Below are 23,160 nucleotides of genomic sequence, written 5' to 3'. Positions count from 1 at the left end.
ACCCCAGATCCTCATTCCCACGGGCAACACTCGCCCCCAGCCACACCTCCAAGAACTCCGCCATCGCCGGCGGGAAATCAATCGCCATCAGAAACTCAACGCCTCACGCCACCCTGCTGCTGAATATGCTCCAACGCCGCATCCTGCGGCTTCTTCACCGCCAACGCCTCACCCCCAAGAGCGGCACGTGAGAGATGCACCCTCCTCGACCGGCGGTATCACAGCCGCTCCGGGCCGGTACCTCCCGCAGTGGGACCCCAGACCGAGCCGTTCACATCTCGCGGCTCCCACGGAACTTCGCCGTTAAGGGCACCCCGTTACCGAGCCACGGCATGTGGGGCGCAGCTCGCTCCGCCATCTCTTGTCAAGACACCGCCGACGCCAAGCTGAGATCCGTCCCGGGTGTGACACTACTGCCGTTGAGGGTCGCACTCATCACCGCCCTCAGTTCAGTGATGGGTCACTCGTCGGACTCGTTGTCCTCACACGGTCGCCCTCACCATGCAGACGACCGGCTGGTGCCCCTCCCCAACACGACGCATCGGCAAGCGCTGCCATGAGAAAACACCACCGCCCCAAAATCTGGGAGAAGACGAGAACGCGTTAGGCTGAAGCTGGGGCGGTATACCGGTGTTCTCTCGAGAGTGCGGCGCCGTCCATGGACAAGCACACTGATGCCCGTTAAGGACTGTCCCATAACTGCTGGTCACGGGTGAGATGATCTTGTCGTGCCTGGTGTGATCACGGCGTCGGAGCCGTCCTGGACAGCCCCGTTTCCCGGGTTGAGCCCACGCCAGTTCGGCAAGCTCGTGACCGTGTTGTGGCGGCGAGGGTGCAGACCCGGTGCGCAAGGCCCCGCCGCGGAGCCCGCCGTTGGAGGACCGCGCGCTGCTAATCGCCGCGTACTGGCAGACCAACCTCACGCTGCGCCAACTGGTGCCATAGTTCGAGGTGCCCAGGTCCGCGGCCGACCGCATCATCTGGAAGTGGCCCAGAGATGCGGAGGGACAACCGCCGCTGCGCCAGATCAGGGTTGGACTGCCGACCGGGGCACGGAGACATCCGCTGAACCAGGGACGTCCGCCTCGGTGGCCGTCTTCTGCCTGTCAACCTCGGCCAGCACATCGCCCATCTCGACCACGACGCTCGCCGGGGCGGTGAAACTGAGATACAACAGCGGCCGCTCCCCGACCACGTCAGTCAGCTCCGCCACCGGCACCGTCCGGTGGACGGGCAGGTCGGCCTCGACCGGATGAGGCGGCATGGTGAAGACCGGCACCGACGTGCCTCCGTCGGGAACGGCGGCGAGCGCCGGGGTGCCATCACCCTCCAGGACGACGGCGACTTCTGCGGCGGCGGCCAGAGCACGCGACACGTCCTTCACAGGACCATAACCGGTCGCGGCCAACTGGGCCGCGGCATCGACGTCGTCGACGGGCCGGGGCCAGCCCAGCGACCAGGGAGACGGCCGGTAGTTGCCATTGTCCTCCCAGCCTGCGACCTCGCCCGCCTCATCACTGGTCCACCAACCGATGACCGCCCACTCCGGCGGGGGATCCCCGCCCTGCCAGGTGGGATCGCTGGCGAAGATGACGCTGTCGGGCGCAGCCCGGGCCAACTCGACAATATGAGGCGGAGGCGGAGCATCTTCCTCGGGCGGTCCCTCCTCCGAGAAGAGCCGGTCCCTCTTCTCGGTCGGCACCGCCTCTCCAGGCGCCACCGGCTCCGGACCGCCTCGATCCTCACCGGCCGCGGCGTCGTTCCCAGCAGACCCGCCGACCTCTCCCGCGCTCCCCGACGCAGCGGCATCTTGATCCTGCCGTATTTGCTCCTTGTCCGCCCCCGTGCTCGTGCTCGTGCTCGTGCCCAGCAACGCCGAAGTCACCCGATCAGCATCTTTACTGCTCATGCAAATTTTTCCTTCCTTGTCAATACCTGAATTTTCCGCAATTATTTACTTTTTCACCCAACTCTTTACTGACCAACTCCCGGTACGGCCTTGCGGCCCCTCAGGAAGAAGCCTTCGGCCAGGTGTCGGGGTGGCCGTCGTCCCAGAAGGCCGGATCAAGAGCGCGAGGGAGCTCAACAGCAGCAACGCCTGCGGATCCGGCGAAGAACTGGGTCAGGGTCATCGGGCTGCCGGCCCACGGATCAAGCGCCTTGCCCAGCATTTCCCGCATCACCGCAAGCAGCGGCCAGCCACTCGGAGCACCAGACCGCCGCCACCTCTCCTGCCGCACCGCATACCGCCCGGCGATCTCCTCCAACAACCCCCAAGTCAACGGACCCCGCTGCCCGGCATAAGCCTCATCCGCCAGACGCATCCGCTCCAACCGCCCGAACGCCTCCAGCAACCCCGGCTCAGAAACGGGATCGACACCAAAGATCTCGTTGACGGCACGCAAGATCCGCCGCATCCGCTCCTCCGGCTCAGCCGGCAACACCCCGCCCGGACCCGTCAAGTGCCGATAAGCCAAGTCCCTCAGCACACGCCCGGACGGCTCGGGGAAGAACAACCGCGGAAACACCTCAGGAACATCACTGTCATTCACCAGTGTCAGCGCCGCCGTCGGACGCCCATCGATGGTCAGGGGAAAGACACCGGTCTTCGCGGGCATGGCACGCACCACCCTCCCGACTACGTTGGAGACCACCTGTCCGTTACGGGGAACCACCAGTCGATCTCGGTCCGGAGCCAATGCCCCCGCATCGCAGATGAACAGATGCACGGCCTGATTCGCGCGCAGCTTCTGGATGCTGGGCCTGCGCTGCAGAATCCCGCCGAACTCCCCGTAGCTCACTCTCGCCTGGGTGCCGTCGTCCAGCGACAACTTGACTGTCCGTTTGTTGCCGTGGGCGAACGCCCAATAACCGACCCGCGGGCCATCCAGCGCATGGGTAAAACCTAGGGTAAAACCTAGGGCGTTTTGGCCCCTGCGCCGGGTCCATTCCTCAAGAGGAAGATAAGGAAAAATGTGCTGCTCATCTTGGGCTATTTCCTGAGGGCTTTGGCTGGTCCGGCCAATGGTTCCCGTGCCGTTCTTGTCGGGGATCGAGTGCCACTTCACATGACGGTCGAAAATCCGCTGATTGTCTACCGTGAGGAAGGACCCCTGCTCCCTCTCCAGGACATACCCGGGCTTGCTTGGAATCCAACTGCCTACCGGAACCTCACCACGCTTGCTGTCGTCCAGCATTAGGCCGTAGAAGCCCGTCTGCGGATCCTTCCTGAAGACGATTTCTCCGTCGGTGGCCCACACCACGCGGTTCCGGCCACCCAGCCGGTCGGCCACCAGCCGGGGCAGCTCCAGACCACCCTCACCGGCCCGGCTCACGAAGAACACCACCGGGCCGTCCGCCGGCATCACCGGATCGTGCCTGAGCAGCTCCGCCAACTCCTCAGCACCCACCCAATGCGAGACACCGTTCTTGTCCACTGCGATGACACCACTGGAGCCACCGTTCCCCAGCAGCACATACGGTTGCCGACCGGCCCACTTCATAACCATTCGCCGTTCACCGGCGTAACCGCCGTGGTCCAGGTCAAGAGGAGGGAGCGCTGCCCCCAGCCAGTTACGGCCGGGGACCCGGCCGTTGGGCGTCAGCACACCTCCCGGCCCTGAGAACACTCCCAGGTCCCTGTGGAGGTAGAACGCCGCGAGCGCCGCCATACTGCCCGCCCGGTCGACGGCCCTGCCCGCCTGCACAACGCCGTAGAACGTACGTAGGGCCTCCATGGTGACCGGCTGGTGACCGGACAGGCGCAGCACCCTGCGGGCCATCGTCTCCAGCACACCGATACTCATCGGAAGCCTCGAAAGTTCGGAATCCCGCGCGCGCACCGCCTCCAGGGCCTCCAGCCCGGGAAGGTAGCCGTCGATACGCGGGTCATCCCGCTGCACACCGAACGCCTCGTGCAGCAATTGCACCCGCTGTTCCCGCACGGTGGGAGCGGCATGGCTCCCGTATCCGGGCGGCGCCTGACTGGCAGCGAAAAGCAGATCCTCGTCCGTCGCCGCCAGCAAAGCACGCGCCTCGTCAGGCAGACCGCCAGAGACGAATCCGTCATGAACCAGTACCGGCGGGGCAGTGGAATCGTGCTCAGAGAAGTAGACCCAGGGAATCGACGCCGAGTCGGTCGCCGTGCCGGATGCGCGGACAGACACCGCCAGCGGCCGCTCCCGAGCCCACCTCTCACCGCCCGCGGCGTCCGAGGGAACAGGCACGGACCAGGGCAGGTCGCGTATCACCGGACCGGAATCAGTGACAGCCTCGATCGCCTTCAGATAATCAGCCGACAGCCGGCCATCAGCCGGGACAGACAGATCGGCCATCACCCCGGAGGCATCCGCCTTGCCCGGGACATCACGGAACAGCGACTGCACATCGTGGTACCGGTCGGTGACCCCGGCATAGTGCAACAACTCATGCAGCACCAGATTGTCATCACGCCGGTCCCACACCCACCCATCAGCAACGGCGGCATCAGCGGCGGCGGTGGCGGTGGCGGTGTGCAGCCGGAAATGCAGCTGATCCGAACGCCCCGGCTCCTCAGCACGGGAAATCTCCACCGCCTGCCGGTGCCCGGGAGCATGCACCAGACGCACCCCCAGGTTCAGCTGATCACGCGAGGCAGGCAACTCGAAACCGATATTGACACGCTCATCCAGCAACGCGTTCAACCCGGTCTCGAACACCCCCAACTCCCCGACGGTGAAACCCTCACCCGGCCGGACAGGCAGAACAAGCTCCACATCCCGCACCCAACGACCATCAACAGCCTGCACCCGACGGACAAGAGCCCGCACCAACGTCTGACGGCCCGCCAGACGAATCCTGCCAGCCGACCCCCCAGAACCGAACGGCTCACGCGTCGGATCATAGATCTCGGTAGCCAACGGAACGGAAACAGCCCACCTACGCCGAGGCCACCAACCCTCCCTACCAACCGGACCCCCCACCGGCGACACGAACTCCGGAACCCGTAAACCCCCAAGCGCCGACGACACCACGGGCGGAGAACCCGCAGACGAACCGACCAGACCCGCCAACGGGTCCATCTCACCGCCGTACACGTCCCCCACCGGCGCCCCACTCGGCTGAGAAACCGGCACCTCATCCGTATCCGTGCGCCACGTGGCCGGGTCCGCTGCCGTAGGCAGGACGGCGGCCTGCGCGCTGGACACCAGTGACAGCCCGCCGTCCACAGCATCAGGCCGATGAGCCTTCGTATCCCTGCCGGAACTGTCCCCCTCCGCCAGGGACTGGGGCGCTTGTGTCAGCCAGGTCTCAGGTGGCCCGTCGTTCCAAGAAGCGGGGTCCAGGACGGGAGGGAGCGGAACACGGGGATCAGCAATGCTTGCGGAGTACGTAAGGAACCAGGTGAGGGTCATCCCCTGACCGCGGGCCCACGGATTCAGTGCCTTACCCAGCATCTCCCGTATCACCCAGAGCACCGACCGGCCTCCCGGGCCACCGGACTGCAGCACCCCGTCCTGCGCCGCGTACCGCCTGGCGATCTCCTCCAACAGCCCCCAGGTCAGCGGTCCACTCGCTTCGGCATAGTACGGGTCCGCCAGGCGCAGCAGCTCCAGGGTTCCGAACGCCCCTAGCAATTGTTCATACGACCGCTTGTAAGTGCGTGCACCAGTTCGTTCATCGATCCGCTCAAAAGAAACCAAGCCGAAGATCTCATCGACTGCACGCACGATCCGCACCATCCGCTCCCACGGCTCATTCGGCAGCAGACCGTTCGAGCTCAGGTGCTTCTGGGCCAGGCCCAACAGCTCATCCCCGGAGGGCTCGGGGTAGAAGAACCGCGGTATCCCCTCAGGAACATCAGTGAAGTGCCACAACACCAGCGCCTCCGAAGACCCGCGGAATGGAGGTACGTAGCTGATTGAGTTGGGCACGGCACGTATCACCACCCCCGCGGCGTTGGCCACCTTCTGACCGTTGCGCGGCACCACCAGCGCATCGCCGCCCGGAGCCCGCGACCCCGCATAGCAGATGTGCAGGTGTACGGCCTGGTTCGCGCGCAGCCTCCTGAGGCCGGGATCGCGTCGCAGGATCCCTCCGAACTCACCGTAATCCACGCGCAGCTCAGCGTCCCCTTCCCGCCGACGCAACAAGACGGCCCTCTCAGTACCGTGCGCGAACACCCAGTATCCGATCTCCGGGCCTGTCAGCTCATGGACAGGCCCCAGGCTGCGCCGGTGTTGGTAGTTCCGGCGCCAGCGCCGCGCAGCGGGCACGAAGGGGAAAACGTTCTCCTCCCGCACTGCCGTCTCCCCAGCTCTGTGGCTTGCCCAGCCGTGGACGTCCATGCCGTCCTTGGTGAGCACTGGGTACCGCATTAGCTCGTCGTCGCGATACGCCCCGGCGTTCACCGTGCCGAACTCCGGCTTCGTACCCGGCCGAAGGACATACCCGGGCCTGGTGGGAATCCACTTGCCCACGGGAGCCGTGGGACGGCGGTCCTTCAGCACCCCGTAGAAAACTTCCGTCTTCGGGTTGCTCACGAACGTGAGTTCTCCGCTGGTTACCCACACCGTACGGTTCCGGCCGCCCAGCCGGTCGGCCACCAGCCGGGGCAACTCCAGACCACCCTCCCCAGCCCGGTCCACGAAGAACACCACCGGACCGTCCGTCCGCATCGCCGGATCATGCTTGAGCAGCTCCGCCAGCTCCTCAGCCCCCACCCAGTACTTGCCGTCCTTTCCCACCGCCATAACGCCCTCGTGGTTACCCTCCGCCAGCAACACATACGGTTTGCTGCCGGCCCACTTGGCCATTTCCAACTGCACCCCGCTGCCCTGATACGCGCCGATGCGGTCCGGATCAAGAGGAGTGACCTGCTTCCCCCACCAGTCGCGCCCGCGGACCCGGCCGTTGGGTGTCTGCACATGCCTTGAGCCCGAGAACACTCCCAGATATCTGTCGAGGTAGAACGCGGCGACCGCCGCCACGCTGCCCGCCCGGCCGGTGTTCCTGGCCTCCTGCATAACGCGGTACAGATTCCACAGGTCATTTGCGGTGACCGGCTGGTGACCGGAAAGACGCAACACCCTGCGGGCCATCTTCCCCAACACACCAGCGTCCAGTGGTTCCTGCGAAAGTTCGGAATCCCGCGCGCGCACCGTCTCCAGGACCTCCAGCCCGGCAAGGTACTCACCAAATCGCGTGTCATCCCACTGCACACCGAAAAACTCGTGCAGCAATTGCACCCGCTGTTCCCGCACGGTGGGAGCGGCATGGCCCCCGTAGCCGGGCGGCGCCTGGCTGACAGCGAAGGGCAGATCCTCGTCCGTCGCCGCCAGCGAAGCACGCGCCTCGTCAGGAAGATGGAGGCCCGGATCGGCGATGTGGCCGGCCGCCAGCAGGCTTTCGGCGGAGGAGCGGGTCATGCGCAGCACCATGGGGCTGCGCAGCGGGATCTCGATGCCTCCGGCCGAGGTGTCCTCCGGCTCGCCGTCGACGGGACGGGCGGAGTCGTCCCGTTCGGTCCTCAGGCGCAGGTCCACGTCGAACTGCACCAGCACCGACTCCTCGGTGACCGTCGTCCTCGGCAGCTCACCGGAGGTCTGGGCGGACTCGGAGACCGTCGTGCGGGCCGTCTCACGGTTTCCGGTGACGGTGTGCATCTGCATGATGCCGGCCTGGGAGTTCAGCCAGCCGCCACCAACCGACGGCGAGCCGCTGGACGTGGCAGCGACATCGGTGGTGACGGTGCCTTCCTCGGTCCTCCGCGGCCGACCGGGAGTGACACCGGGGGTGTACTCGAACGTCATGGGGTCCCCCAGCCCCAGGACCTCTCCGTTGGTGAAACGGGCACCGGCCCGGAGCCTGAGCCGATCGCCCTTCGGCAGGCCGGAAACGAGATCGTCCGGCAGGAAGCCGCCGACGGCGGCGAGCGTCGGCAGTGCGGTGGTGATCCACTCGGTCGCCAGCACCTCGTCCACCATCAGGGCCGGTACGGTGCCGGTGGTCTGGAAGTCCTTCGACGCCTTCAGTCCGGTCAGCAGCCGGCGCAGCCCGGCGCGCGCCTGGGCGGTGTCCGCGAAGGAGAGGACCTGCGACTCGGGCGGCACCGGAGTGCCGGTCTCCTGCCACCGCGCGAGGGGCGGGAGGTCGACGACGGGGAGCCGTTCCGGAGCGGGCAGCGGCCTGGGAGGCCGTACGCCGGCCAGCGCCCGGACATCGGCCTCCAGCATCCTGTGGAGCAGCCAGCGGTCGTCCTCGCCCTCCGCGGGGGCGGGCAGCGGGACGACGGCGGCCGGGCCGCCGCCCCCGTCCTGGCCCGGGGTGAACAGTTCCAGACGGGCAGTGAGGGGGTGGCGCATGCGCAGAGCCGGGGTGTCCACCGGTGCGGTCAGTTTGTTCTTGAGGCCGCTGTTGGCGGAGGTGGTGTGTCCGGCGCTGGTGGTCGAGCCGATCGACAGCGCGGCGTTGTGAAAGCCCATGCCCCTCTCGCCGCCGGCGACGGAGGGCACGCCGAAGGTCGACACGCTGCCGGTATCGGTCACCGACCGCACCGTGCCCTGAGAGCGTTCCAGGCCGGCCTCGGCGGTGGACACCAGGGACTTGCGGTCGGCGGGGCGGTCGTGGAAGACACCGGGACCGCGCTCCACGGTGAAGCGGGCCACGTAGGCGACCGTGCCGTCGGGCTGGTACAGCGTCACCGGTACTCCGCCGTCCACTGCGCCGGCCTGCAGGCCGCGGAAGCCGACCCGGCTCAGGACCGTCATCAGGCGCTGGACGTTGCGGTGCCGGTCGGGCACCAGGTGGTGCGGCAGCAGGCGGTCGACGAACTTCTGCCCGCGCAACTCGGCCAGTTCGGTGCGCAGGGCGGGCAGCAGCCTGGTGAAGTCGGGGGCCTTCTCCAGCACCCCGAAGGTCACCGCGCCGTCGTTCACCAGACGCAGGTGGGCCGCCTTGTCGACCGGTGTGCCGGCGGGGCGACCGGTACTCTTCGCCGGCGGTGCCGTGAGGGACCTGCCCGGTTCGCCCTGTCCGGCGGAGGTGGTGGGGGTGCCGGGTGGCAGGGGTGGTGCGAGCGGCCCGGGAGAGGCTTTCGGGGCGAGCCCGGCCAGGTGATCCGCAAGGTCCTGCTCCATGCCCAGTTCGCGCACCTGGGTCTCGGAGAGCCACACCGACACCACACCGGGGAGCTTCCCGCCGTAGGTCTCGACCGTCGGGGTCTTGCCGCGGACGGAGACCTCCGCCGCCATCAGCACGTCCAGGTCCGCCTGGACCAGTACCATCCGCCCACCGGGCTCGGTGGCGGTGGAGTACTTCACGGTGGCCGAGACACCCGAGGAGAGCTGGCGGGCCCGGCTCCAGGTGCGTGCGTAGCCCAGTCCGCCGAGCTGCCACACCAGTTGGGTGAGGGAGCCCGCTCCACCGAGGAACAGCTCCGCCGAGGCCGAGGAGCCTGTCGTCCGGCTACCGCTCGCCTGGTGGCCTCCGACGGCCAGGTGGTCGATGGCGGGGCCGTCCGCCACATGACGGACACGGGGCCGTACCGCGTGCAGTCGTACGCCCACCGCGCCCCGCAGATCGGAGACACGGCGGTCGAAGTAGAGGTTGTCGGCCAGCCACACATGGTGGGCGGCGATCTCGAACCCCTCGCTGACCGCGTCCGGTCCGAAGACCTCCTCGATCTTCCGCGCCGACTCCAGTTCCGGTGCGCCCAGGGCGTCGTCGCCGCCCGAGGCCCTCGTCAGCAGCTCAAGCGCTCTGTCGTGCAGGAACTGGGCCGTTCCGGGGTCTTCCAGCAGCAGCCACTGGGTGATCCTGCGCTCTCCCGGCCGCGGTGGGGCCCACCGGGCCTCGTACATGTCGCTCAGACCGCGTAGCGGGGGCACGGCGATCGGCAGGGCCTGCGGAAGCTGCCCGGTGGGCGAGGACGCCTCCCCGGGTGGCCGTCCGCGGTAGGTCAGTGAGGCGGGTGCGGCCAGCCGCACCTTGACGGGATCAACGCTCAGGGAGGCCGTGCTCCGGTCGGTGACGGGTCCGGTGGTGGCGATGAGCTGTGTTCTCGGGGTCTGACGGCCGGGGAGGCCTGGTGTGGCGACCCGCCGCCAGTCGCTGGGCCGGCTCATCAGGGTGACGTCGATGTCGAGGGTCAGCTCGGTCTCGAACCCGCTGGCAGGGGGCTGTCCCGCGGTGCGGGCGCCGCCGCCGGTGCCGACCAGTGTGCTGCCCTGCCCGGTGCGGACGCTGGAGTGGACGCCGCCGAACATCGCGTTCGCGTACAGGTGGTTGGGAATGACCGTGCTGTTGAGCCTGAACCGCAGCGAGGCCCCACGGCGCTTCTCTTGTCCCGTCAACAGTTCACTCGTCAGCCCCGGACCGTACAGCAGTCCCCAGTCGTCCGCGTCACCCGTGTAGCGGTTCGGGGTCTCCTGCCTCGCCCGTACCCGCACGACGGCGTGGTCGGCGCTGAGCGCACCCCGGCGCACCAGATGGGCCTGCACCCCTCCGGCCAGCAGCGCCTTGCGGTGGTTGGAGAGATAGGCCGAGGAGAGTTTGTTCTCCAGGGCGCGCCAGTTGGCGCGCATCCGCTTGCCCTCGGTCTCGGAGGAGCGCCACGCCGGGACGTCGTCGCGTCCCCCGAAGGCCGGGAGGAATCCCTTGAGCCGCCCGTCGTCGGCGAACAGGTCACTGATGCGCTCCAGCAGCGGTGCGGTGTCCAGTCCGGACCACACCGTGCTGGTGGCCGAGGGGCCCACGGCCAGCGTCCGGTCGAAGCCCGGGTGGGTGAACAGCGGGCCCGGTTTCGTCCCCGGCGGCAGTGGCAGTCCCATATCGGCCGCCTCCTGCGCGCGCAGGTACAGCCAGGCGCGGATGTTGGTCACCGACGGCCCACGCCGCGTACGGGGGGAGGTGGGGCCGGTGCCCTCGACCTCCAGCCGCAGCTGCGCCAGGTAGAGCACCCGGTCCCCGTCGATCTCGGAGCCCTGCAGCGTCGTCCCCTCCTGGGACAGGGCCGACCACCCGGACCGGGCCAGCTCCAGGCCGGGCTGGAGAAAGAAACGGACACGGGGGGTGAACGGGCCTCCGATGAACCCGGCGCCCGGCCCCAGCTCGATCGTTCCGCCGGAGGCGTCGCTGTCCCGGACACCGTGCGTGCGCGCCGCCGACTGCATGGACACCAGGGCAGGGAAGGAAGGCACGCCGGCCCTCGTGCCTCGCCTGTCGGCTCCGGCCCGGCGGATCACCGGTGCGATCCGCGTGACTGTCGCCCGCATGCGGTAGCCGCCGGAGGTCTTGCCCCAGGAACTGGCCAGGTCCTCGGAGAGGGTCCAGCCGGCGAGCATCCGCGGCAGCTTCCGTGTGAGGACGTCGGCTCTCAGTGCGTCGTGCACGTCCGACCGGCCCTGGGTGCCGGGTCCGATCAGGGAGGGATGGAGCTGGGCCGTGACGGCGTCGAACACTCCCTTGCCCCCCTCATAGGGGGCTCCGGGGTCGACCGACAGCGGCTGCAGGGAGGAGGCGAGGGCGATGCGCCGCGCGGTGTCCTGGTCGACCGGCGTCGCCGGTCCCAGTCTGCTCGGTTCCTTCGCGGGTACCAGCTCCGCCAGCGGCACCGTGGCGGTCACACGGCCGTCACCCGTCAGGGACCTGGCGTTCGGCACCCACGCCTTCTGGATCCGCAGGTTCCACTGCACCCGGCGCGGGACTTCCACCGTCCCCTCCGGACTGGCCAGAACCTGCGCGTGCGCGCTGGCATGCTGCTCCGTGCGGGTGGTGACGCGCCGCCCGAGGGAGAGACTGGCGTGAAGGGATGCTCCAAGCAACAGAGGTGTGTGGGAGACGGGGACCAGGACGTAACCGTTGCCGCTCAGCGCCCAGCCCTGGGCGTTCTGAGTGGCCCGGCCGGTCATCACGAGGGAACTGCGCTCCACGGCGGCCTTGTGCGCCGCCACGTCGCTGTTCGCGGTCGCGTCGGCCCGGGCGGAGGACGTGTCCAGCACGGTGAGCAGCGGACGCGGCTCGTCGGGATGGCGGTTCATCGCCACGGTGACGTCGTACCAGGCGTCACCACCCTTGAGATGGAAGGGGCGGCCGTGGCCCAGGAAGGTCTCGGGGGCTTCCTCCAACGCGGCGAGGATCTCCTGCGGGGAGCCGCCGGCGGTGCTCGCCCGAACCTGCTCCGCGATCCAGCCGGTGCCCTCAAGGTCGTGGAAGGTCGCCGTGCCGGAGGCCCGCATCGATTCCAGGTAGGCCGGCAGATGCCACCGGTCCTTCTCCGGCCCGGGGCCGGATCCGGCGTCAAGCGGTGCCGGCGGGGCGGTGGAGCCCGGTGGGGAATGGTAGATCGACGGGGTCTGTACCGAGGCGGTCCCCGTGCCGGATCGGCGGGCGGAGACCGTCAGCGGCCGCTCCCGGGACCACGTCTCGCCCTCAGTGGTGTCCCCGGGGACGGACAGGGGCAGATCGTAGACGACCGGACCGGAATCGATGACGGCCTCGATCGCCTCCAGATAGGCAGCCGGCAGCCGCTCGTCGGCCGGGTCGGACAGATCGGCCATCACCCCGGAGGCATCCGCCTTGCCGGGAGCGTTACGGAACAGCGACTCGGCATCGTGGTACCGGTCGGTGACTCCGGCATAGTGCAACAACTCATGCAGCACCAGGTTGTCGTCCTGCCGGTCCCACACCCACCCATCAGCATCAGCGACAACGGCGGCATCAGCGGCGGTGGCGGTGTGCAGCCGGAAATGCAACTGGTCCGAACGCCCCGGCTCCTCCGTACGAGAAACCTCCACCGCCTGCCGGTGCCCGGGAGCGTGCACCAGACGCACACCCAGGTTCAGCTGGTCACCAGAGGCAGGCAGAACGAAACCGATATTGACACGCTCATCCAGCAGCTTGCCCAACCCAGCCTCGAACGCCCCCAGCTCCCCGGCACTGAAACCGTCACCGGGCCGGACAGGCAGAACGATCTCCAAGTCCCGTACCCACCGACCGTCGAAGGCCTGCACACGGCGGATGTCGACCCGCACCAGTGTCCGCCTGCCACCCAGCCAACGGACGTTGTCCACCAACTCCGCCTCAGCGAGCGGATCCTGCGCCGGGTCATACATCTCCGTGTCCAGCCGGGCAGAAGCCGCCCGCGCACGACGAGGCCACCAGCCCTCCCTGCCAACCGGATCCGACACAGGCGACACGAAGTCCGGGGACCCTGTGCCCAGCAGCACGGAAGACCCCACAGGAGGAGAACCCGCGGTCAGCTGGATCCCTCGCCAGGTGCCGGGGGTGTCGTCGTCACCATCAAGACCCTGCTGCGGCACCCCCTCGGCACCCTCACCACCGGACGACAGAGCCCCCTGGACACCCTGAAACCTCTCGGACTCGGCGCGCACCGCAGCCAACCCGGCCGCCGTCACAGCATTCCACGCCCGCCCCTCCGGCCCGTCATACAGAAGACTAGTACCGAATTTGGGCGTCTCACCCGCCACAAGGAGACCCTCGACCGTGTCACGCGCCTGCCGAATCTTCTCAACTTCCGCAGGATTGATATACAGCGGTGCCAACTCACCGATTTCCGCCTCCGACAGGGGCTCCCACTCCCCGCCAGAACCAACACCCCTCCGATGCTTGCGGCCCCACTCCCTAACAGCATTCGTTTTCTCCACACCCAGAGCACGAACCACTCCAGCGAAGTACTTGGCATTCACCTCGTACTTGCTCACCGTCTCCTGCCGCGACTTCCCACCCGCGAGGTGGTAGACCAGTGCGTTGAGTATCTGAAGTGAGCTAGGTCGCGTCCTGCGGGCCAGCAGATGAGATTCCATCGCCTGCCACGCGATATCCTTCAAACGCCTCCGCTCATCCAGCAAAGGTTTCAGACGCTCCGCCACACCACCGCCAGCATCACGCCCACGCCCCGCACCCGCCTCCAACAACCCGGCCTGCCCGGCACCCTCACCACCGGACGGCACAGCCCCCTGGACACCCTGAAGCCCCTCCTTGGCGCGCACCGCGGCCAGCCCGGCCGCCGTCACATCCCTCCACACCGACCCCTCATTCAGAACATAATCATCAGATGCGGGCTCCTTGCCCTCCACAAGGAGATTAGTGACCCTGTCACGCATCTTCTGAACCTTCTCAAGATACCAGGGCTTGAGATACAGCGGTGCCAATTCAACGATTTCCGTCGCCGACAGGTCCCGCCACTTCCCATCAGAATCAAAACTCCCCTGACGCTTCCTGGCCCACTCCTCAGCAGTCCCCAGCTTCCCTGACTTGCGCAGATCATTAAAAACATTAGAGAAGCTGCCGGGATTCACCCCGTACTTCTTCGCCGTCTCCGACTGCGGCGACTCCTCAATCGCGAGGTGCGCGAGGTGGTAGACCAGCGCGTTGAGCATCGTAGACGCGCCACGTTGTTGCATTCTGCGGGCCAGCAGATGAGATTCCATCGCCTGCCACGCGATATCCTTCAAACGCCTCTGCTCATCCAGCAAAGGTTTCAGACGCTCCGCCACACCACCGCCAGCATCACGCCCACGCCCCGCACCCGCCTCCAACAACCCGGCCTGCCCGGCACCCTCACCACCGGACAGCACAGTTTCTTCCATGCCTCCCATGACGGTGTCGTCGTCGCCCTCCCACCCGGACAGACCGAAATCCTGCGGGGAGTCCCCGACCCCGCCCGACAGGAACTCCCCGGCAGCCAGCCCATCTGGCGGGAAAGAGAAATCCTGCGGCGCGAGGCTCTCATCACCCGGCGCGAATACACCTGACTCCTGCGCCCAGTCCATGGCATAAAACTCATCGAACCACGTGGAATCATCACCGGACAGACCAGACTGCGTGTCCGGCACCCCCAAGGAGCCGACTTCCCCCTGGCCCGGAAAGCCGAAACCCATCCCCTCGTCGCGAGGTGCCGTACCCAAGCCGTCACCCTGCGCCACAACTACCTGCCCGGCACCCTCACCACCGGACGGCACAGCCCCCTGGACACCCTGAAGCCCCTCGGACTCGGCGCGCACCGCGGCCAGCCCGGCCGCCGTCACAGCATTCCACAAATGCCTCTCCGGCCCGTCATACAGAAGAGGAGTACCGGCTTGGGGCGTCTTACCCGCCACAAGGAGACCCTTGACCGTGTCACGCAACCTCCGAACCTTCTCAACTTCCACAGGATTGATATACAGCGGCGCCAACTCACCGATTTCCGCCTTCGACAAGGGCTGCCACTTCCCGTCAGGACCAACACTCTCCCAGCGCCTTCTGGCCCACTCCTCAACAGCCCCCAGCTTCCCTGACTTGCGCAGACGAGTAAGTGTCTCAGAGAGGTTGTTTGAAGACATTTTGTACTTGCTCGCCACCGCCTTCCGCGACTCCCTACTCGCGAGGTGGTGGACCAGCGCGGTGAGCATCCGAAGCGAGTTATATTGTTGCACCTTGCGGATCAGCAGATGAGTTTCCATCGCCTGCCACGCGATGTCCTTAAAAAGCCCCTGCTCATCCAGCAAAGGTTTCAGACGCTCCTCCACGCGACCAAGCGCATCACGCCCGCTCCCCGCACCCACCTCCAGCAACCCGGCCCGCTCCGCCTCGGCCCGGTTCACGCCCGCGGCTTCCAGCATCCGGACCCAGACACCACCCTTGACCCAGCTCTTCATAAGGTCGCGAGCGAACCCACCGTTCCCATACGGGGCAGGCATATCAAGCCAGCCTGAAGCGGGATTCCTCAAATACCACAGCATCCCGCCGATCCGCTTACGCTGGGAATCCTCCAAATCCGCGAAACGTTCCTCGTCCATACCAGCGTGATTCAAAAAGGTCCAGCTGAGCAGTGGCTCCTTCATAGCCTCCCAGGCCTCATCGGTGAGCTGACCGCTCCCGGCGTCCACCAAAGGAGCCAGCAACTCAGCCGGCCCTCGCACCGACACCACACCACCCGATTTGCCGGACGGGTCAGGCTGTTCGGCTTCCTCTGCCCCTGAAGACTGGGCGGGCGGGGCCAAGGAATATTTCTCCCAGGTTTCGAGGGGTCCGTCGTACCAGGCGGCGGGATCCAGAGCGGCGGGCAGATCGGTGGGCCCGGCAAAGGACTTGGAGTCCGTGAGGAACTCGGTGAGGGTCATACCCGGAGCACCGGCCTCCGCAGCCAGTACCTTGCTCAGCATTTCCCGCATCACCGAAAGCAGCGGCCAGCCGTCCACCACCTCACCTGGCTCCAGCACCCCGTCCTGCTGCGCGTATCGCCTGGCGATGTCCTCCAGCAGCGCCCAGGTCAGCGGCCCACCCCGCCCCTGCCCGGCATAGTCCTCGTCCGCCAGACGCATCCGCTCCAGCCGCCCGAACGCCTCCAGCAACCGCGGCTCAGACGTGGAATCGATACCGAAGATCTCATTGACGGCACGCACCATCCGCACCATCCGCTCCCGCGGCTGATCCGGCGACAGACCGTTCACAGACAAGTGCTGCTCAGCCAGTTCCTGCAGCCGCTCCTCAGACGGCTCGGGAGAGAAGAACCGCGGAAACACCTCAGGGAGCTCAGTGGAGTTCGCCAGCCAAAGCGCCGCCGATTTCGCACCGGACGAGGTCTCGAAGGCGACCTCCGTGGGGACCTCGTAGGCGACCTCCGTGGGCACGGCACGCACCCTCACCCCGGCGATGTTGGCCACCTTCTGGCCATTGCGGGGCACCACCAGCGCATCGCCGCCCGGAGCCCGCGACCCCGCATGGCAGATATGCAGGTATACGGCCTGGTCCGCCCCCAACCGCCTGAGACCGGGATCACGCTGCAGGTACTTGCCGAACTCCTCATAGTCCACCTCCGCAGCGGTGCCGTTCTCCTGCTGCAACGTGACGTACCGTTCGTTGCCGTGCGCGGCCACCACGTACCCGATCGCCGGACCCTCCAGCTTATGGACAGGGCCTGCAACGTCCGGTTGCTCGCGATACCGGCGCCAGTGCTTCACAGCGGACGCATGGCGGAATGCCTTCTCCCGCTCAACGAGGTCCTTGGGGCTGTGGCTGGCCCAGCCAAAGCTCTCCCGGCCGTCCCCGGTCAGCACCGGGTACCGCACCACATCGCCGTCGGGAATCACCTTTCTGTCCACCGTGGTAACGGACTTCGGTGCTGTGCCCCGCCGGGGGGCATACCCGGGCTCGCTGGGAATCCACCGGCCCCTGGGCTCACCGGAAGTGTGGCGCAGCACCGCACGGGTGACACCCGTCTGCCGGTTACGCACAGTGGTGAGCTTCCCGTCGGTGGCCCACACCACGCGGTTCTGGCCACCCAGCCGGTCGGCCACCAGCCGGGGCAACTCCAGACCACCCGCCCCGGCCCCGTCCGCGAAGAACACCACCGGGCCGTCCGCCGGCATCGCCGGATCAAGACGGAGCAACTCCGCCAGTTCCTCAGCCTCCACCCGATGCGTCCCACCGGACGCGTCCCTCACCTCGACAGCCCGGTGGTCACCGTCCGCCAGCAGCACATACGGACGCTCACCGGCCCACGGAACGGACTCCGTCACCAGCTTGGGACCGAGGCCCATGACAGCGACCTGGTCAATGTCCAGAGAAGTGACCGCCTCGTTGCGCCAGTTACGCACCGGCAGACGACGCCCACCGGAGGTCTCCACCTCACCCGGCCCCGAGAACACCCCCAGATGCGCGTCGAGATGGAACGCCGCCAGCGCCGCCACACTCCGCGCCAGGCCGGCAGCCGCAGCCTCCCCCACCACCTGGAAGAACTTCCGGTAAGTCTCGTCGGTGACCTCCTGCCCGGCCGGCAGATGAAGCACCCGACGGGCCATCACCTCCAGCACATCGGCATTCAGCTGACGCCGGGAGAGCTCCGCATCCGCAGCCCGCACCGTCTCCAGAATCTCAAACGCGGCCGTCTCCGCAGACGGACCGGATTCCCCGGCCGTCTCCAGGGCTTCAGCGATCCAGTCGCGCACATCTCTGATCAGGGCAGTAGCCCGGCCCAGCAAAGCCTGCCGGACCTCGTCCATCCACTCCTTGCTGTCACCGCTCTTCGTGAACTCGTCGAGCCCTTCATCCACCAGGCGACTGAATTCCATGTCCCGCATCAACAGCATGGGGAAATCGAACGAGCCATCGGTCAACCCCCCGTCGACAGCCCGCTCGATCGCCTCCACCAACAAGCCCGGGCCACCCCCCGCAGGGACGGCGGAAGCCCTCTCCGCCTCGAAAGCCCGCAGCAGCGGCACATCCGCACCACCAAACCCCGGCGGCACCGACACAGCAGGACCAGCCAGCCCCTCCTCGTCACCAGACTCAGACACCCGACTGGAACCGGAGAACGACTCCTCATCAACGCTGGAGGAGGAGGAATTGGCGTCCTCGGAACCCGGATAACCGACCGAGCCCATCTCGCCGGGGCCGGCCGAGGCCGGCGTCCGCGGTGCGAACAAGACGTGCTCGCCCGGCTCCGAGAACACCTCCAGGTGCTTGTCCAGGTGGAACGCCGCGAGCGCCGCCACACCGCCCGCCCGGCCGGCCGCCTTGGCCTCCCCCACTACCTGGAAGAACTCCTGGTAAGTCTCAGGGCTGACCTCCTGATCATCGGGCAGATGAAGCACCTTGCGGGCCGCCTTCTCCAGCACACCGGCATCCAGCGGCTCCTGGGAGAACACGGCGTCCGCGCGCCGCGCCGCCTCCAAGACCCGCAACCCGCCAAGGTAATCGGCAAACCCTTCCTCACCCGGCCGCACACCCAGTGCGTCCTTGAGCAGTTCCACCCACTCGGGGGAGGGCTCCGCCGACAGCGCCTTACCCCCGGCGGCGCCGTCACCAACGGCACCGAGGCTGTCCCACACCCCCTCCGAGAACACCGGCACCGCATCCCCCGGCTCGTCGGACGGCTCAGGCTGTCCGGCGTCCTCCGGCCCGGGCGGGACCCTCGGCCAGGTACCGGGCGGTCCGTCGTACCAGGCGGCGGGGTCTTGGGCAAAGGGCAGTGGATCGTCAGGCTCGGCAAAGGACTTGGAGTCATTGATGAACTGGGTGAGGGTCATCTCCCGGGCACCGGCCCGCTGATCCAGCGCCTTGCCCAGCATCTCCCGCATCACCGCAAGGGTGCCGGGCGCCTGCTGCCCGTACTGCTCGGCGTACTGCCCGGCGATGTCCTCCAGCAGCGCCCAGGTCAGCGGCCCGCCCCGCTCACCGGCATAGGACGAATCCGCCAGGCGCATCCGTTCCAGCCGCCCGAACGCTTCCAGCAACCGCTCATAGGACCGCCCGGCAGGGACGATACCGAAGATTTCACTGATGGCACGCCTCGCCCGCACCATCCGTTCCTGCCAATCCTTCGGCAACGAACCGTCCGAACTCAGGTGCTTCTTGGCCTGATCCAGTAGCTCATCCTCAGACGGCTCGGGATAGAAGAACCGCGGAATTACCTGAGCATCATCAGTGAAGTTCCACAGCCACAACGTCGCCGGAGACTTACCGGGGGGCACGATGTCGATTATCGTGGGCGCGGCGCGCATCGCCACCCCGGTGGCGTTGGCCACCTTCTGGCCATTGCGAGGCACCGTCAGTGGATCGCTCCCCGGCGCCTGCGACCCCGCATAACAGACATTCAGGTGTACGGCCTCTTCCCTGGTCAGCTTCTGGAAGAAAGGATTGCGCTTCAGATACTTGCCGAACTCCTCATAGTCCACTTCCACCTCGACACCGTCATTCAGCCACGCCTTGACGGCCCTCTCGGTGCCGTGGACAACCACCGAGTACCTGATCTCCGGCTCATCCGGGTCCTTCAGATCCCAGGCAAGACCCACGGCCTCCCGGTCCTTGTAGTACCGGCGCCAGCGCGACACAGCGGAAAGGAAAGAAAGCCCCGGCCTCCTAGACGCGTCCTCAGGACTCAGGCTGGCCCAGGCGTGGACTTCCATGCCATCCTCGGCAGGTACCAGATACCACGTCACATCGCTATCGAAATATTTCCGGCCGTCCATCGTCTGGAAGGTTTCCGGCTTCGTGCCCGGCGGGAGGACATACCCGGGCCTGCTGGGAATCCAGTTACCCACCCGAACCTTGCCAGGACTGGGATTGTTCAGCAGCGCATGGATATTCCCCGTCTTCGAACTACGCCCGAAAGCAAGATTTCCGTCGGTGGCCCACACCGTGTAGTCCTGGCCGCCCGACCGCTCGGCCAGCCGGGCGGCCACCCGCCGGGGCATCTCCGAAGTACTCGCCCCAGCCCTGCTCACCAAGAACAGCACCGGACCACCCGCCGACATCACCGGATCGTGGCTGAGCAACTCCGCCAGTTCCTCAGCCCCCACCCAATGCCTGCCGCCCTCCTCGTCCACCACGAAGACACCCTCGTGGCTACCGTCCGCCAGCAGCACATACGGCTTCTCATCACCGGTCCACTTGGCGTCCCCCAGATACATCGTGCTGTCCTTGAGAACACCGACACGGTCCAGGTTCAGGTCAAGGGAATCAACCTCCAGCCTCCGCCAGTTGCGCCCCGGCACAGGCTCGCCAATAGTCCCCACCTCGCCCGGCCCCGAGAACACTCCCAGGTGCCTGTCGAGGTGGAACGCGGCCAGCGCCGCCACACTCCCCGCCCGGTCGGCAGCCTTGGCCTCCCCCACCACCTGGAAAAACTCCCGGTAAGTCTCACCGGTGACCTCCTGCCCATCCGGCAGATGAAGCACCCGGCGAGCCATCGCCTCCAGCACACCGGCATCCAGCGGCTCCTGCGAGAACACCGCATCCGCAGCCCGCGCCACCTCCAAAACCCGCAGCCCATCACGGTAAGCGGCGAAGTTCTCCTCACCCGGCCGCACACCCAGCGCGTCCTTGAGCAACTCCACCCACTCGGGGGAGGGCTCCGCCGACAGCACCTCACCCCCGGCGATGCCCTCGCCACCACTACCAGGGCTGTTCCACGCACTCGGAGGAGGGAAGGCAATATCCGGGGCCGTGTCCACTCCCGCAAGCGGGGGGTGGGCGGGCGCGCTGGTGAGCGAAGCGGAGGCCGGACCGGGCCAGGGAGTGGAGGAAGGCTGGAAGGGACGGAAGGTGCGGAACTCCGGCTTCGTGCCGTCCTTGGTAGGGGAAAGGTGGATGACAGGACGCTCACCCAGCGCACCGTTCACATTCCGGAAGGCGAACTCGCCGGTCGGGGCGTGGACCGTCTTGCCGGTGATGTCGGCGATGATCTGCGCGGCGTTGATCCTGTCCCCGTACTCGCCGACGGGGATGTCACGGCCGGACTCGCAGGCGATCAGGGTGATGTCGGTGAAATCCGTGAGGGCAGGATTTCCCTGGAGCAGTTCGCCGAGTTCCTCGGCACTGAACGCATGGGTCTTGCCGTCAGCCCCTTCGACGCGGAAACCCTCCTTGTCGTAGTGCATGCCGAGGAAGAACGAGCCCTCGATCTCAGGCGGCAGGTCCTGCCAACCGCTCACCTTCTTGCCCTGCTCGTCCATCCGCCACTGCAGGAACCGCTTCTGCCCGGAGAGCTTGCCGTAGCGGGACATGCGCTCGGCCAGATCGGTGGCATTGAAGGAGACCGCGCCGATGAGCTTGCCGGTGGAGTCCTTGACCGGGGTGACGGTGACCGGCGGATGATTCCAGTTCTTCCTGCCGGATTTCTTCGGGGGTCGCGGTGTGCGCTGCGGCTGCCGCGCTCCCCTGGGGCCGGTGGCGGTGAAGGCGGCTGCCTGCCGGGATGTGGGGCCAGTTCCCTGTCGAAGAGTCGCCGCAGCGAACGGGGAGGTGACCTGGACGGGCTGGACGGGCTCGGCGGGGATCGACGTGCCCGTGGGGCTGGAGACAGTGGCCGCGGTGGTCTTGGCCGGGGCGGGGACGTCGGTGGTGGTGGGCACCGTGCCGACGGGCTGGACGTGGACGCTGTACGGGCCGCTGGTGAAAACGGAGGAGGCGGCCGTGCCGACAGCCGGCTGCGCTCCGCTGGGGAGGGAGACCGGGGTGTGGAAGGTCCCGGGGGCGAGCTGGACGGACTGCCGCGGACCGGTAGGGGGCGCGGATTCGGGTGCCGCGGTAACGAGAGGCGTGGCCCCGGTGGCGGGCATGCCCGCAACGGGTGCGGCGGTGGGGCCCGCACTGATGGTGGGGACCGGCGCCGGCGCCACCGCACGGCCCGACTCCACCGGATGGCCGGGCTCGACGGAAGTGAGCGTCTGCGCCGCCGGGCCCTGCGCCGGATCACCGGGCGGCGAAGGCGTGATACCCGAGGTGGGGGGTGCGGCAGAAGCCGTCTGGCCAATGGTGCCGGTGGTCTGCTGCTGGGTGTCCGGCCGTCCCGGGATCGCACCGGCGGCCTGCTCAGGCGTGCCCTGACCAAGCATGTTCTGGCCGATGACATCGGTCGGCGCCTGCCCCGGAGCCTGGGACTGGTTCTGCCCCGAGGTCTGAATCTGGGCAGGCGTCTGTGCCGGGCCCTGGGCCTGGGCCTGGGGCTGTGGCTGGCCCGGAACCGTGGTGGAGGGGAAAGCGGAGGAGGTGACCGGTGCGCCGGAAACGAGTGGCAGCCCACCATCCACGGTCTCGGCCGAGGGAGCCTTCACACCACTGCCGGCACCGGCGGTGTCGGGCCCGGCGGTGTCGGGCTCGGCGACCACCGTGTCGTCACTGGCAACCGACCAGACATCACTGTCATCACCGGCGTCGCTGAGGGAGCTGACGTCGCTGGCACCACTGGAGAGGGAGGCGTTGTCGTCGAGGGTGTTCGCGGCGGGAGTGTGACCGCTGCCGGTGACTGGTGCGGTGGCCTGCGGCGCAGGCTGCCCCGCCGCGAGAGAGGCCGGGGCAGCCGGGCCGTCGGCCTCCTGCCCGGTGACATCGGCCGGCGCCTGCCCCGGAGCCTGGGACTGGTTCTGCCCCGAGGTCTGAATCTGGGCCGGGGTCTGAATCTGGGCAGGCGTCTGTGCCGGGCCCTGGGCCTGGGCCTGGGCCTGGGGCTGTGGCTGGCCCGGAACCGTGGTGGAGGGGAAAGCGGAGGAGGTGACCGGTGCGCCGGAAACGAGTGGCAGCCCACCATCCACGGTCTCGGCCGAGGGAGCCTTCACACCACTGCCGGCACCGGCGGTGTCGGGCCCGGCGGTGTCGGGCTCGGCGACCACCGTGTCGTCACTGGCAACCGACCAGACATCACTGTCATCACCGGCGTCGCTGAGGGAGCTGACGTCGCTG

At 67.5% G+C, this 23,160-nt stretch carries 3 protein-coding genes and 1 pseudogene; 2 read left to right on the top strand and 2 right to left on the bottom strand.

All coding sequences use genetic code 11. The features are described from left to right. Positions 1 to 191 (top strand): hypothetical protein (locus ORI94_RS33970; protein ID WP_266082779.1); only part of this gene is annotated, 191 nt, incomplete at its 5' end. A gap of 537 nt (positions 192 to 728) precedes the next feature. Beyond that, positions 729 to 942, top strand: a pseudogene (locus ORI94_RS33965) (IS5/IS1182 family transposase); the annotation flags it as partial. 85 nt (positions 943 to 1,027) lie between these two features. Here the strand turns inward: ORI94_RS33965 and ORI94_RS33960 are convergent. After that, on the bottom strand, positions 1,028 to 1,909 hold the full coding sequence (locus ORI94_RS33960; protein WP_266082777.1) for a type VII secretion system-associated protein: 882 nt from the start codon (positions 1,907 to 1,909) through the stop codon (positions 1,028 to 1,030). Between the two features lie 100 nt (positions 1,910 to 2,009). Continuing rightward, positions 2,010 to 23,090, bottom strand: a complete 21,081-nt coding sequence (locus tag ORI94_RS33955; RefSeq protein WP_266082775.1) for a lonely Cys domain-containing protein — start codon at positions 23,088 to 23,090, stop codon at positions 2,010 to 2,012. Positions 23,091 to 23,160: the final 70 nt, after the last annotated feature.

This window comes from Streptomyces sp. NEAU-W12 (assembly GCF_026242095.1).
Classification (GTDB): Bacteria; Actinomycetota; Actinomycetes; order Streptomycetales; family Streptomycetaceae; genus Streptomyces.
Note: the sequence above shows the minus strand (reverse complement) of the source record. Positions and strands in the feature narration are given on the sequence as shown.

Excerpts from the sequence above, each read along its gene's own strand:
- ORI94_RS33960 (WP_266082777.1), bottom strand. The coding sequence starts at position 1,909 with ATGAGCAGTAAAGATGCTGATCGGGTGACTTCGGCGTTGCTGGGCACG.